This window comes from Serratia sp. PL17 (assembly GCF_017832355.1).
Classification (GTDB): domain Bacteria; phylum Pseudomonadota; class Gammaproteobacteria; order Enterobacterales; family Enterobacteriaceae; genus Serratia.
On sequence record NZ_JAFIBY010000012.1, the window covers coordinates 50,383 to 64,805 of the forward strand.

The 14,423-nt window shown below is 48.2% G+C and carries 12 protein-coding genes; 1 reads left to right on the forward strand and 11 read right to left on the reverse strand.

The window, feature by feature from the left end:
* Positions 1-100 precede the first annotated feature (100 nt).
* A complete protein-coding gene (locus JOE25_RS25230; protein WP_129941869.1) occupies positions 101-325 on the forward strand; it encodes a hypothetical protein in 225 nt (74 codons plus the stop codon).
* Between the two features lie 261 nt (positions 326-586).
* Here the strand turns inward: JOE25_RS25230 and JOE25_RS25235 are convergent, their stop codons facing one another.
* The 11 genes from JOE25_RS25235 to JOE25_RS25285 all read right to left on the reverse strand — a co-directional run bounded on the left by JOE25_RS25235 (position 587) and on the right by JOE25_RS25285 (position 14,421).
* Entirely contained in the window at positions 587-901 is a 315-nt protein-coding gene (locus JOE25_RS25235) for a hypothetical protein (RefSeq protein WP_129941868.1), read from the reverse strand.
* Entirely contained in the window at positions 894-3,830 is a 2,937-nt protein-coding gene (locus JOE25_RS25240) for a hypothetical protein (RefSeq protein ID WP_230118560.1), read from the reverse strand. The genes JOE25_RS25235 and JOE25_RS25240 overlap by 8 nt, the downstream gene beginning before the upstream one ends.
* A gap of 50 nt (positions 3,831-3,880) precedes the next feature.
* Positions 3,881-4,252 carry a ddrA gene (locus JOE25_RS25245; protein ID WP_129941867.1) on the reverse strand — a complete coding sequence of 124 codons (372 nt, stop codon included), beginning with the start codon at positions 4,250-4,252 and terminating at the stop codon, positions 3,881-3,883.
* On the reverse strand, positions 4,249-6,366 hold the full coding sequence (locus JOE25_RS25250; RefSeq protein ID WP_129941866.1) for a hypothetical protein: 2,118 nt from the start codon (positions 6,364-6,366) through the stop codon (positions 4,249-4,251). The genes JOE25_RS25245 and JOE25_RS25250 overlap by 4 nt, the downstream gene beginning before the upstream one ends.
* Complete coding sequence (locus JOE25_RS25255) at positions 6,363-6,998, reverse strand: hypothetical protein (protein WP_129941865.1); 636 nt, start codon at positions 6,996-6,998, stop codon at positions 6,363-6,365. The genes JOE25_RS25250 and JOE25_RS25255 overlap by 4 nt, the downstream gene beginning before the upstream one ends.
* The gene (locus JOE25_RS25260; protein WP_129941864.1) at positions 6,988-7,428 is read right to left on the reverse strand and encodes a hypothetical protein; all 441 of its coding nucleotides are present in this window, start codon (positions 7,426-7,428) and stop codon (positions 6,988-6,990) included. The genes JOE25_RS25255 and JOE25_RS25260 overlap by 11 nt, the downstream gene beginning before the upstream one ends.
* Positions 7,429-7,737: a phage holin family protein gene (locus tag JOE25_RS25265; protein WP_129941863.1), complete on the reverse strand. Its 309-nt coding sequence runs from the start codon at positions 7,735-7,737 to the stop codon at positions 7,429-7,431.
* 118 nt (positions 7,738-7,855) lie between these two features.
* A complete protein-coding gene (locus tag JOE25_RS25270) occupies positions 7,856-8,278 on the reverse strand; it encodes a tail fiber assembly protein (protein WP_129941862.1) in 423 nt (140 codons plus the stop codon).
* Between the two features lie 2 nt (positions 8,279-8,280).
* Positions 8,281-12,738: a hypothetical protein gene (locus JOE25_RS25275; protein WP_129941861.1), complete on the reverse strand. Its 4,458-nt coding sequence runs from the start codon at positions 12,736-12,738 to the stop codon at positions 8,281-8,283.
* 62 nt (positions 12,739-12,800) lie between these two features.
* Positions 12,801-13,250 carry a phage tail protein gene (locus JOE25_RS25280; protein WP_129941860.1) on the reverse strand — a complete coding sequence of 150 codons (450 nt, stop codon included), beginning with the start codon at positions 13,248-13,250 and terminating at the stop codon, positions 12,801-12,803.
* Positions 13,251-13,362: 112 nt separating this feature from the next.
* A complete protein-coding gene (locus tag JOE25_RS25285) occupies positions 13,363-14,421 on the reverse strand; it encodes a phage tail protein (RefSeq protein ID WP_129941859.1) in 1,059 nt (352 codons plus the stop codon).
* Positions 14,422-14,423 lie beyond the last annotated feature (2 nt).

Here is a 14,423-nt window from a genome sequence, read left to right on the forward strand (position 1 = left end):
CCCTAAGCTATCACACCAAAAATCTCACCTTCCCTATTGCCTATCCGCGCCCTTACTAATAGTATTGTTTCAAATATCTAATAGATAATTAGGTTTTAAATTGTCGATTAAAAAGAGTGTATCAACACGCATTTTTGAGATATCGAAAACGAGCGAAATCCACGGCCCTCTACTGCGCCAGGCATTTGAAGTGATGGAGGTTCAAAAATACCTGCTCACCATAGTGCTCGATATCAGTAAGAAAGCAGGATACAAGGGGAACTCAGTGGCAATGGCTGTTGAGTTTCTTAGGGAAAAAAATAATGGAGAGGGGCCAAAGGAATGACTGTCGCTGATACAGTGGAAATCAATAAATCTCGCAATTACTGGCTGTCAAAAGGCTTCAAAAAGACAGTTGAGGGTACATTAATACGACCTGACATGCTGATCTCTCGTTCAGGAAAAAGGTGGAAGGCTACTGACCTAATCAAAAACACTACCTATCGCCACGCCAGCCTTCTGGTGGTTCTACAAAAGAATTTTTAGCCCATCGTATCTACAAATGATGACGGCCCCACCAGGGGCCGTTCGTGCAACATTTCGAAAGTTAATATTCAACAAGCTCGTCGGCTAGCTGCTGCTCCCGCTCATGCACATCTTCAAATGAGTTTTTAGTCTCTTCATCCATTTCCACCTCAAAACCGATAGCACTCAACGTATTCACCAGCTCATAAAGTGAAGCCCCTTCAGCTGAACGCACAAACCCCAGCACCGGGTTCAGATGAGCAAATTTCACCTCATCCACCAGCTCTGCTTTGTTGATTGCTCCAAGAACGTCAAAAGGCGCCGGTATTTCGATGCTGTCACCGTCATATTGGATCACCCCTTCCCGGCCATCAAAAATGATAGTTACGTTAAGCATTGTGTTCCCCTTTAATCAAACCGATCACAAAATCCAGAATCGCATCGCCATTAAGTATCGAATTACCGGCATAACGCGGCTCATAGAAGCATTGAAAGGCCATAGAGAATATTTCGGTGGAACGTGTATCTTCGATGGTTTTGGAGCCATACAGGCGCCCCATGTAAGGGTCACTCAGGTTTAAATTGGCAGCGATTTCGCTCCTGCCAAGATCCAGAAGGCCGGCTTCTCCACCAGAAGCCATAAATGCTTTTGCCTTTGCCAGTCGATCGGGATGGCTGTACTCGAAGTGATGCCCCACTTCATGCCACAACACCCCAAGGTCAGAACTGGCGCCAAGGATTAGAGATCCATCGTTCACGCAGGCGGCCGCCCTGGTACGCTCGAGATACTTAATTTCCTTTAGGGTTGATATCCCGCCTCTACATAAACGGTAAATGTCGTTGAGCGCATTCAAAAATGCACCTTCCCCATGCTTTTCATCTATCGTCTCAATGGCCTTTTTGTGGATCTTTATTCCCTTAATCCACTCATTAGCATCCGCTTCAGTAACGTCCGATTCGCTGATAATTTCCTGCGCCAACGCGCGCGCGCGGTCGCATAGATTCACTATCGCTTGTTGGTGATTTTCTGCGGCATCAGCCATTTCATTGATAATCTCACTTACTAACACACTACTTTTGCCGTATTTTTCAGCAGTATCGCGAATTTCTTCGGGGTCATATCGCTCAAGCCAGTTCGATACAGATTTGCGGCGACCATATGTTTGCCCAAAGTTTAGTGTTGGCCCGGACAAATCCACAGCATGAAACGCAGGGAAAGCCGCACGCAATGAATACGGCAACTTCTCAACAACCGCCTTATCACTATCCTGAAGTGAATCGATTTTCGCCTTAACCCTTGATAAATACCCCGTGTAACGCTTCTTGGTGTCTTCGGCTTCAGCAGTCACATCCCCATACTTCATCAGTTCCCTACCACGATCAACGTCATACATGACGGCCACACTGGCTCCGGTAGCGCTTAATGTGCTCTGCCCTTTATCGCTCGATGCAGCGATGATCGCCTTATATACCGCCGCTGGTCGGTATTCTGGCAACATAATCCCCATAGCGGACATATAGCCCTGTGTCAGAATCCGAGATCGCCCAATAACTTTGCTGATCACAGGGTAAGCAGCGCGCGCAGCTGCTATCACTTCTGTTCGCTCGGCTTCATCAGCCATCACAAGCTTGATTGCATAATGGAGCTGGAAAATTTGACCGGAGTTAAAGAGAGCAGACCAATCTGGTTGCTTGAACATGTGGGCATTACGAATTAATGGATGAAGGGTATAGAGGCTTGCCCGGCCATACCGATCAGTAAACGTTTCAATTTTCTTCCCAAGGATACTTGCAGTTAATACCTGGTATCGCTTCAAAGCAGCTGCATCATTGAGGTTGGTCATCGTCAGTGTTTTTATCGCCGCGTTCACAGCTGCGGCTAGCGTTGATAAAGAGCCACTACCATCAAACGTCAATGCCTCAATAATGCGCTTCATACCCTGAACACTGCTTGCATTACGCAACACCGGGAGCACGGCGTCACCGCGCTTTTTTGTCGATTCAAAAAGTGCCCCCGCCAACCCCTTGCCACTTTCGAGCTGCATCTGGTTAGATACCATCTGCAAAACCTCCTGGAGCGACACGCTGCCGCCGCCGAACATATCCCCCATAGCCTGCTGCTGGTGGATCAACTCATCGTTGATACGTTCCGCCATCAGCTTAAAGGCTTGGCCCATACGTTTAGCTGACCGGTTGTTGTCCACAATGAAAAGGGCCAGAGCTTTAGCTTCATCCGTCGCCTCCTCAAACATACCCACTTGCGCTATAACATCCTGGATATGTTGCCCGGACTCCTTAGATCGCCGCACTAGGTCTATTGCATCTTTCAACGCGCCCAGGGCCGTCTTATCAAGGGACGTTACCTCACTGGCCCCTTCCAACAGAGAGCCGACCGTTTCTTTGTGCACATCACCAGAGAGCATAACCATTTGCGCAAAATCACTGGCGGCAGAATTGAGAGCGGTCAACACATTGCGCATTTCTGGATCAGGCTCTTCGGACACCATTTTCACCAATCGGCTATCTTTATAGGCCTTGGCGAAAATGCTGTTTTGCATCCTATCGATCAGCTGTCTTGTTGGCCGGCCATCTTCGGTTAACAAGCCGGCCGCCGCCGTCGCACCGATCTCTTCCATAAACGCCTTCACAAAGGGCGCGTTAGATCGAGATAGCAAATCACCGCTATCCGATGGGGCAAAGAGCTGCATCATCGCAGGTGTAATGCTCTCAGCGTCTACAAAGGCCTTTTCGCTGGCAGACATTTCCTGTAGGTCAGATAGGTTCGAGTCTTTTGCAAACTTCACCCGGTCGACGTCGGTTAAACGCCGACGGACTAAGATTGGCCTTTCCATCTTTTCGATATCCCTGGGTCGGACACCGTAGTCACGTGCATGTTTTATAAGAAACGAGCGGTAATCGTCTGCACGCCCCTCGGCATATGCCCTAATAATCCCCATGCTGCGGCCGTTCCCCGACTCCACAGCATTATCTTCACCGATGATCGGCGCGCCGTGACTTGATAACCCGGAATCGGTAAGTTGAGCCGGCCTTAATGACCGAGAAATATTATTAACTTGGAGTTTACTGGAGAAACGGGTGCGATCTCGCGGCTGGAGTTCTTGTGGGTAAGCCTCGTTTATGCGGCCATCAAGATGATTGGACACCAGAAGCATTGAAGCATCGACTACCTCAAACTGAGTTTTAACCTCTTCACCTTTTGCGGTAACAACATAAGATTTCCGACCATTCCCCAGAGCCTTACGTATTACCTCCACCAGCGCTTTAATGCTGGCGGTGTTTTGGATTTTTTCTATAACTTTTTGCATTGTCATTTCCGAAAAAAAAGACCCGCTATCACACGGGCCAAGCGCTAGAATTAAGCCGCTTCAGGGTGATTCAGTCGTACCCAATTTGAGGCGCCGATTTGCACATCCTCAAAGCTCAAGTGCTCACCCACATAAATGGTCAGATCGTCCAGCACGCTAATGAACTCATCCTTGTCTGACTGATTAAATTTCCCGCTCAAGAAATCGACAACAACTTGGGGTTGGACGTCATGGTCATTAGCTGTAGCGGTTGGTGCTGGTTCCGGTTGCGGTTGCGCGCCACCATACCCGAGCTTGACCATCACCTCATCGATACGGTCGTCATAATCAAGCTTTTCCAGCCCCTTGGCGGCGGCTGACTTTCGCATCAGTTCATCCAACTGATCCGCCAGGTCAAGACGCTCTATTGCTGATAAAATCATGCGGCAGCCCCCTCACGCTGGATGGCGACTAACAAATCTGACAAATGCTGTGCTACGTCGTTTACCAAGCTTTCATGCTCGTCATAAATACCGGCATTTGCCAGAGCACCAACGGCCTGACGAGTGTTTCCTCGAGCCTCTCGGATCTCATCCATATCACTCGTTTGCAGTGATAGAGTCGCCTTCAAAAACTCAACGGCTTTGTTCGCGTTTGTATCAACTTCATTTTCAGACGGGGTTAAAACTGGTGGGGGTTCTCCTGCCGGCGAAGGCGGAATGTCCAGTTCCGGTGAGGGAATTGGAGCGCCAGGAGTTTTAGTCTCCGGTGGTGCAAGTGGTGAAGCTGGTGGTACTTCATTGAAAATGGTTTCTAACACTCCCTCAGCACTCTTACGTTGGGCAAGGCCGGCAGTACGCAAGTTCTTCACAATCGTTCCCAATGAAAGGCCGTCTGGAAGCTCAGTAGCATTGGCCCCGCTTCGCGTCAGATAGTTGCGTAAAAAGTCCTGACTGGTTGCATGAGGCTCTCTACCTTTCAACTGACCGATTAGCGGCTTCAGCAGTTCTATATTCGAAAAAGCCTCCTTCTCATCCTGGCTGTATTGCAAATCAACCAGTTCATAATCAGCCACCTTGTCCGCACTTAGTGGGCTGTTATAGACGGCAACACCATAACGAATGTCATTAGCACCAATGGAGCGCTCAGTTTTAATTCCTGAAGCACTAAAGCCCTCGGGATCATATGTATTCACTGCCCCACCCGGCCGCCAATTTGGTCGAGCTTTCAACCCATAATAATAAAGCGCGCCGGCTTGAGAGGTGTCGGTATCCATATCATCAGCTGCTGCCGCAGTCGTGGTTGCTGGCTGCTCGGTTTCCTCAGCCACCGTAATAGCTTCAAATCCGGCTTTGGTAAGAACTTGTCCATCCTTCACAAATACGTAAATACCTTGCAGGCCAGAGATACGGAAATAGGTATATTGATATCCCGCCGTTTTGGCAGCTTTGTATTTGTTTTTATAGGCAACGGCTTCGGGGGAAGGGCCAACACCGTTTACAGTGATCGAACCAGAAAATGAGATATTGTCGCCGTTACTTTGTGAATACCAGATTGGGTTTTCGCCGGATACCGCTGCTTTTTTTAAAGTAGGGTTCATCGCACCGGTTTGAATACTTGCCAGTGGCACGGTATAGCTGCCAGAAGTGGCAGCAGTTCCCCCCGTGGAAACGCCCAGTTCAGGCATTGGGCTTTGCTTCTGAGTTTTTTTTGCCTTCAGTGACTCGATTGCAGAACTTAAGCGCTCATTTTCTGAGGTCTGCCGGCTAATACTGGCACTGTACTCTTCAATTTGAGCATCGATATCCGCCATTTGCGGCGCCATCTCATCAGCTTTGGCCATTTCATCAATTGCAAGGCTTTCAAGCTTTTCAGCTTCAAATTCCGCAGCTTCAGCATCCAGTTTCAGCTTGTTGTGCTTGTCGCGGCTTTTTGAAAATTTCGAGCTGTTTTTTTCAATCAGATTTGAGAGCGTCTGTGCAGTTTGGTTTAGAGACATATCGCGCCCACCGATCGGCGCCACAACATGAGTAACATCCCGTTTATTCAGAAGAAACTTAAAGGCGACAAGAACGTCTTGAGCTTTCAGCTTAACGTCGGCGGTTGGGCTGTGGAACAAGAGGGAAACGCTCTGACCGTCAGTGAGCGGTATCTTTGCGGCCATAACTGGGATGCCGGCGACCTTTCGAACATTCCCTATTTCGGCGCCACCAGCTGTACTGACGCCAGTATCATCGGTTCCTGCCTCATCTGTGCCGGCTTTTATCCCCGTCCCATTTAAGCCTGAATTGAGCACACGAACAAAGGCGCGCATGGTTTGTGACAAACGGTTCTTCGTGGTGCTAATGGCTTCAAACATCGCCGTTCTGTGCGGATCAGCCAGGTGATCACCAATAAACGCAGACTCAACCTCTTCGACAGTAACGCTTTCAAGCATTAAATCTTCACCACCGCCCTCATTCAGAGAAGCAAATTCCGCATCGGTTACTTGCCGTACATCATAGTCACCGCGATCGACGATCAGTACGCCATTCATTGGATGATATGGATTACTCATGCCGCTACCTCACGTTTTAGAGTCTCAAATTCAGTTTTCAGTTTGCGGCCTTGAGCTTGCTCAGCGCGAAGTTGGTTCTTCAAGGCCTCGGCCCTGGCACGCTTAACCTGTAAATCATTACCTCGCTTAAGCGTAACTGCCTGCGCAGAAGCAATCTTTTGCTTGGCGGCATCGATACGACCATTTTGTTCAGCGAGTCGCTGCGCATTAGATTTAAGGCCGCTTTTTTGGCGAGGGGTTTCCACTCGACCTGCTTTAGCCAGCTTTCGGGCAAGTGATTTGGCAAAAGCTTGGGCATTAGAGGAAATGGCGCCGGCGATGATTTTCGCGAGTGCATCGAGGTCTTTGGCGCCGGTAAATGGAACAGTCTTTTTATTCAGTGAAATGGAGGAGATATCACCCGAATCATTAACCTGAACGGACACCTCTTGCTCGTCCAAAGCTTTCAGGGCAAAGGTGCGTATACGCACTCCGTCTTTTTTTCGAGCAGTGCCGGCAGGGACAACCTTAACGATCTCTGCACCGGCTTTAGTCACGGCCTTTTTTAGTGGTTCCAGGCCTTTCTCATTGAGATTATTGAAGTCTAGGACATGGTATGTCTGCCCGTTCTTCGAAAACAGATTAGCGGGCATATGGCGCCACCTTATCAGCAGGAATATCGAACACTTTCGTAACCACTGACTGGACTGGGAAAAGACGGTAGAGTGGATTAATCCGGCTGTCGCCGTGGGTCATTCGCACAACCAGCTCCCAATTGCCTGATTTCAGATAACGACGATTAAAGAACAGGAATTCTCGGGTTAAACCCTTATCAGAAATGAACAATGACCGGGCTTTGCCGGTAATCACCGTAGTAGGGTCTTTTTTATCTCGAAGGCAGTATTCAACTCGTGCCCCCTTCACATTGCGGCAAGTAGTAAGGAAACTCACCGGAAAACGGATCACCTCATCAATGTATTCTTCTGATCCGGTATCTTGCACAATTGCCTTTCTACGCTTAAACAGAAAGCGGTCTGCCAGCGCGGCCGCAACAACCAGCGCCAGGCACGTTTCACTGATCATCTAAATCCCCTTTTTAATAAAAATGCTTTGTAGTGCGGCTAAAAACTTCTCTTTAGCCACGGTTACGGTTTCTCGTCCGTTATTGCTCGCTACCAGAACTGCCAGGAGCAAGAGAGGTTCTTCCCAGCGAAGGTGCTCAGCTGAGTAGTAAGCGGTGGCCCCCGATACAAAGCTGATTACCAGCTCAGTAAAAAGATTGAACCAATCCCGCTTAATCCTTTCTTCTCGCACCCCTTGGAGGAAAACAGCCAACCCTCCGAGCACTGATAACAGCACAGCAATAACGAGCGTTTGTGTGCTTGTTGGCACGTATTCCTCCGGCTCTGTTGATGCGAAAACGAGACTAGCAAAAGTGACTTTTCAAACTGCCACGTTGTTTTTTAGGCAAAAAAAAAGCGCCCGGAGGCGCTTTAACTGGCAAGGGGAATTACTTAGGATCTTCAGGCCAGGTGATATCAGTTTCTTGAGAAGTATCAATGCGATTAAGCATGACACGGTATGTTTTCCATGCGACTAACTTCTCCTTTTCCTTCTCAGTCGCCATCCCTAATTCAACCGCATCTTGCAAAGGAGCAATTGCATTGCTAGCGCGAGTGATCAGCAAGTATTTTTTGCGAACAGCTTCGACCTCTCGTTCCTTTTGACTCAACGGCGGGGCGTCAATCCAGCACGGCAGGCCATCGGTATCCGCCCCCCGGATTTTTCCTACAGGGGGTTGCTCGCGATACTTTTCCCAATACTCTTCAGGAACTGGTTTAACATCATCAGGCCAGTTTTTATTGGTTTCGTAGGCTTCTTGATCTTCCAACACATAGAAAATATTGGTTTTCGCACTGTATCCGTAATTCATAATTAAACCCCAACCGCCCACCAAAATGCGATGCGTTCATTTCCATTCATACCAGAGTCAAATCCTCCCGGCCCCACGTTTAGCGCTTCCATGTTTGCGGATGAGTCCCCCCAATGACCCGCCAATGTTAATTGAACCCCGAAACAGTCCTGTGTAAACCCGCGAGGAAAATTAACGCGGTTTAGATAGTTATCGCCGCGATTGATAACACCACCCTGATGGATATACCCGGTTAGCTCGTCCTTGTACCACCAGGCATTTCTATTCCCGGAAATATGGCTGCGGCTATTAAATGATCCCCAATCGACACGGCCATTGAGATTATTGTTCAGCCAGTTACTTAGGTAGCCACCCCACAGATTGCTCTCAATGTTTCCGTCTGGATGCCAAGTGGTTCCGAAACTATTTTTGACACAAGGAAAGTTACCAGACAAATACAATGAACCATCATTGCGAAACTCAGGCCAGCCATCCGAATTACCGCCGCGCACCCGCCACCGCAAAGCCGTATATTGCCCTACAGTCTCAAGGAAATAAGATTGTGCATATTGGTCACCAGCCCCTTGAAGAATGTAGCCGTTTGTTTGATTAAATTTTACATCACCGCTTTGATAACTATTTATTCCCGATTTTCTAACAAAATCTGGATTATTTAAATTCAATTGGGTGCCTAACGATATGGAACCCGTTTCATTATTGACAGTTAGCGGCCTTAGGTCGTTAAATCCGCCAAATTGGTCATTAGCCTTTGTGAGCAATAAATATAGGTTATCGCCGTCATTACGCCAGAATGTTCCAAACTTGCCGCCAACCATACGGAAACTGTCCATGCTGGTAGACTGAATTTCAGCGCTAGTTTTTAACAGGCCAGTAAGTTGCCCGCCACTCTTCATCAAATAGCGCCCATCAGCCTCGGTCTTACTCCATGCATTAACATCACCAGCCAAGAGATTGACATCGCCGCTTAAAGGTTTACCGTTAACTTTGATAGAGCGAAGAGCATATTTTTGAGCGGCTTGTGCGTCCGTTAATGCTCCTGTTTCTTGCGCAGTAGGCGGCTTGGCTGTGGTATAAATACGTGGATTTGAAGCCTGGTTAGCTTCTGCCCCCCAATGCAACTCATTATCCAGCGCTAAACCAAGGCGCATTAATGATTTATCAGCAACCTGAAAACCAATGGATAGGTTGGACTGTGATGTAGGACGGCTTATCACAATAGGTGTGTGTGCTGCTCCTTCCACACGGAGGGCTTCACTTTCCGATGCCGTACCTCCAGGCTTTATCGCCAACGTCTTTACAGTGCCCCCCGCCAGCAACAAGAATCTAGCGTCAGACTCCTCTTTACTCCATGCTCCAACATCTTCAGCCGCAGGCTTATTACCAGTGTGATAGTACGTGTTTGCTATAAAGCGAATACTTGCAACAGGCACCTTTTCCTGTATGGCAAAGGAATATGCCCAATTTGATAGATTTACTGATGCGGTAACGGTTGTGACAATGTTTTTAGTAAAAGCACCTACCAGTGCGTATATTTCATATTTATTTGCAGATACTTCAACCGCTCTAACTTCGGTTATTGCTGGATTCCCGTAATGGTGACTCGTCACAAGGGCACGATAAGGGTCATTAACTTTTGCCACCGAGTTATTATTTGTTCTAACCATAATTCGCTGGGTTGCGTTATTTCGCTCTGAAGCGTTATAACCAGAGCCACCGATGACATCTATGGTTAAAGTTCCACCATATTGAACCAGGTTAGATATCGTCCCAATAAGAACCCATGCAGGGCTAGTCCCAGTATCAATTCTTAATTTCGCGATGGCCCCATAGTTGTCTGTTATCTCGGAAGTGTCCAGAGTGCCGATATCTGCTGGCTTAGGTTTGTCCAGTTCGGTATAGATCTTTGTCCACCCTTTCTCATACCCAAACCCATCACGCGATGAACGATATGCTATACCGCCATTACCATAGTTAAAGCGGAAATCAGCAGCTCGAGTGCTTCCGGTACCACCTAAATGGAAGTGGAGAACTGACGTCATACCCGTCGCTTGCGTGCTATAGAAACCCGATGGCGCATTCCAAGCAACATCAGTCGCTGTCCCGGTCATACCTCGCGCAAAGTATCGCGAGTCAGATTCAGCCTTGTTATAGGCATCCACATCCCCGGCTAACAGGTTTACATCTGATGTCAAAGGTTTTCCGTTAACCTTAATAGACCTCAAAGCGTATTTTTGCGCCGCTTGGGCATCAGTGAGGGCGCCAACATCTGCGGCTGTAGGCTTGCCGGCAGTTGAGTAGTATTGCGACCAGCCACTAAACGAGCCATTTACATCTGTTGCGGCAAATAGTTTATTCCCATTGCCATGACCTATAAACAAGTAGTGCAAAAAGTTTTGGTTACCTGAAGTGGCAGTTAAATCAATCAGGTTAGTTGTAACATATAGAGAACCCCAGGCCAGTGGAGTCCATTTACTATTCTCCACACTCCAAATACCTGGGGATGTTGGTTTTGCATCGCCAGTCAATACTCTCGACACACCTTTTTTTGCTGCAAAGTTACATCTGGCATCCGCTGCTAATACATCATCAGCGCTAGGCTTATTTCCTGAATGATAGAGATTAACAAACGGTGAATACTTACCCGCATCAGCAGAACGCAACCAAAAATTATTAGTCCCTTTTTCTGATAACAGTTGTAAGCCTCTATGCTCTGTAGCACTAAAATTAACCAGTGTAGAATATGCTTGGGTCGGGTAACCCTTGATATTTGGATCATCATATTCAAACGTCGAAACGCTAAGGCCATGCATCCAAAGAGCTGGGGAATCTGATAAGGGCCGCAATGGTTGTGTAGGCAATACTGTTGCCCCATCGATAACCAACCTATCCTTAATTGTATCGCCGGCACGTTTTACATAGCGGCCATCTGACTCGGTTTTATTCCATGCATTAACGTCACTTGCTAATAAATTCACATCCGATGAAAGCGGCTTGCCGTTTATTTTTATAGACCGCAGTGCATATTTTTGTGCAGCCTGTGCATCCGTCAAAGCTCCAACATCTGCTGCCGATGGCTTGTTTAAAGAGGTATAGATTTGCCCCCATTTAACACCATTTTCAGGCTTATTCGAAAAACCTATGTAGCCGATTCCCAACCCTGAAATTGCAAGGTAACCGGAGGACGGAGCTGCATCGCATGGAAGGCTGATTACCCCGGCTGCAATATTTCCCGTTATAGGCGGCTTATTGGCAGAAGAGGAATTTAAACGATAAATCTGTGCGGTATTGCAATATGCATCATCGAAATGGCGACCACCAACACCCAGGCCAAACGCACCAACAGCCATCAGCTGACCACCAGAAACACCTACGTTTCGAGTGGCGGCATCTCCCAATTCAAGATTGCCGCGTGCTTTAGCTTTATCAGTAAGGTCTGCGAGATTACTGGTCTTCGCAAGATATCGCCCATCCGCTTCAGTCTTGTTATAAGCATTCACATCACCGGCCAGCAAGTTCACATCGCTACTTAATGGCTTGCCGTTAATTTTGATTGAGCGTAATGCATATTTTTGGGCAGCTTGCGCATCAGTAAGCGCCCCAACATCCGCAGCAGTCGGCTTGAACGCTTGTGTGTAGACTCGATCCCATTTTTCCGTTGATGTACCGTTATCTTTTCGCATCGAGCGGAGATAGAAATCGGTATTTCCTGAGCCTAAAGCGAACTGAACATTCCGATATTCGTTAACCTTGAAGGTTAACAGCGTTCCTAACCCTCCTTGCACAGGATACCCAGGACTTGTAGCGGAGAGTGACTCAACAGTAAAGCCGTTAGCCCGGTCAATATCTGTATTAGCCTGTGTCGTGATTTTGTCCGAAAACACCAACCGGGTAACCCCCAGCGGGCCTGTCATATCCCCTCCGGCAAGTGGAACGAACGATTTTCCTGCCTTAACTGTCAACAGTCGGGTTGTGCGGGCATCGTTGATATCATCTGTCGGCTCATATGACACTTTTAATGAGAACCGCTTATCTACATTAATGCTCTCGGCCGGAACGCTGGTGGCATTTGAAGCCAAGTTGATACGGCAAACTTCGACCATACCATCGAGGATACTTTTCTCATCATTCACAACGCGCAGGCTGGCAGCCTTAATTTTGGAATTCGCATCAACTTGGTCAGTAACAATACCTTGCCCGTACTTCGCCTCCAAAATGACGATGTTCAATTTTCCGGCTACCAAAGCTACAGCTTGCTCGGTTAGAAGCTGCACAGTGATCTGGTAACCATTGATATCAACCGATGCGACACCAGGCTTAGTGCCGTTTGGCTTAACGATCACATTCAGGCCTTTACCAGGTACAACCGAAAATCCCTGGTATACGCCGGCGCCAAAAATTCCATAGGCCTTGCGATTTAATGCTGATGACGCATAAGGCTCAAGATACTGAACGTCAGCCAACAGGCCACCGGCTTTTTGCGGGGCAACGATCGTGATGCCGCCAGAAGTTGTTATTGCCGTCATTATCCAGCCCTCTGGTCGATGGTTAACACAGCGGTGAAGGCTTTCCCACGATACAAAGTATCCTGTTGGCAGCAAAGCACAGCGAACGCTTTCCCATCCCCGTCAATCAGCATCATTGTATTGAAGTTGTATGGTGTATCCGCAGGAAGCAAGGAGTCCTGCAACGTAGCATTGATGGTGATCAATCCTTCTTTTGCTGTACAAACGAGGTTGCACTCAGCAAATTTGTTCTTCAGATCACTTAGCGAATACGTCGATGGTATGTTCGCAATATTCCAGCCTCCCGCAGGGTTGGCTGTTACCAGCGCCGACGTGCCAAAATATCCCTTCACCATTACGAACCTTGAACCAGCCCCGATCTCAGACTCCGCGCGCCGGTTGTAGAAATAATCCAGCAGTGCAGCTCGAAACAGCTTCCCGCCGGTCTGAACGGCCTTAATTTCTGCCATAGAAGAACGCCTGTGCAGTGGTTGATTAGCAGGTGAGTTTAAGTAAAGTGAGTTTTAGAATTGAACATGCTGGCCCAGTGGGGCTGGGCCTGTCAGTGGAGAGTTCAACCGGTTAAAAGGTGTCTAGATAAATAATAGAGTTTATCTTTCCTACATCGGCGGCTGAAATCGGCAGTATCGCGCGGTCAATTCCATCAGGGAACTCGTACCCTATGATCCCGCCAGATGTAAATTCTACATTGCAACCTCGGAAGCCGAGCGTCTGAATACTGGCTATGCCGTCCGCGACAACAAGTCGTGCGTCTGCTCCCTGCGTCGGGCGTATCATTGGTACAGGCACCACATCAAGCGCCCAGGCATCGAGCCGCATATCGTCCATCTGGACGAGTACAGTCTCGAGGGGTCGGGGAATATTGCTGAGCGTTTGAGTTACCTTCAGATTAGTGGATACCGACTCGGCGGAGATCTCTGTTTGGAGTGATTCGATATACCAGGTACCGCTTTGGATCTTTGCGCTAGCGCCGGCGAGAGTGAATACGATTTTTCGTTCCACCAGCTCAAAGCGCAAATGATATCCCATGCCGTCAAACACAATGTGAAGCGGTATCAATGGCTCAATGACCATTTTGAACTGACGCATGAACTCGTCTAGCACTTTGGACGGGTCAGTATCCGAATATACGTCGTAAACGTCGTTCAGCGCTACGCTGATGCGTCCGCGTGAGGTAAGGAAGAAATCACCATACTTCCCCTTTGCCGTCTCCAGCTCGTCCCTGGTGACGAAATACGAACCATATGGGAACTTAGCCTGGTCTACCGGTGCATAAAGCGGTGCCCAGGTGGCAGCAAGGTTTTTGAACTCACGCCATAGCGTTGCCTCGATCGGACGGTTTGTCCCCTTGAAATGGATCTCATCCAGGCGCTGGGAAAGCAATACTGGCAGTGAGGCGCTATTCTTCCCATCGATATAAAAGAATTTCCCCAGCTCCCCCATACGTTTTCGCAAATCATCTTTATCCATTGAATAAAGAGACTTTCTGTTGGCGGTGCGCTCTATTAATGGCATCACAATGCTATTCAACATAGACTGCACCACATCTGCAAAGCCCGCCCACAAACCTGAGTTTTGCTTGGCAGACGTCATTTGCTCCTTGAACCAATTATCTTTCATCG